The sequence below is a fragment of the Sphingomonas sp. RS6 genome (assembly GCF_054489705.1).
The window spans coordinates 1-311 of the sequence record NZ_JBTMWM010000032.1 but is presented as its reverse complement, the minus strand read 5'-3'; the positions used below and the strand labels follow the sequence as shown (position 1 = coordinate 311).

The 311-nt window shown below is 58.8% G+C and carries 1 protein-coding gene; it reads left to right on the top strand.

Features of this window, described 5'->3' with window-relative positions; genetic code table 11:
• Nucleotides 1-66: 66 nt before the first annotated feature.
• Nucleotides 67-311 (top strand): transposase (locus tag ACX40Y_RS18235; protein ID WP_459120993.1); only part of this gene is annotated, 245 nt, incomplete at its 3' end.

Genomic DNA, 311 nt, shown 5'->3' with positions numbered 1-311 from the left:
TGGTCTGAGCCCCGCAATCTCCTGCAGATTTGAGTAGAGTCCGGCCCACTCAGGGGGTCGGACGGAATGAAGCGGAGCAGGTTCAGCGAGGAACAGATCATCGCAATCTTGAAGGAGCAGGAGGCGGGGATGGCGACAGCAGATGTTTGTCGTCGTCACAGCAGTGCGACCTTCTACAAGTGGAAGGCCAAGTTCGGCGGCCTGGAGGTGTCCGAGGGCAAACGCCTGCGGCAGCTCGAGGATGAGAACAGCAAGCTGAAGAAGCTGCTGGCCGAAGCCATGCTGGACAATGCGATGCTCAAGGAGATCAC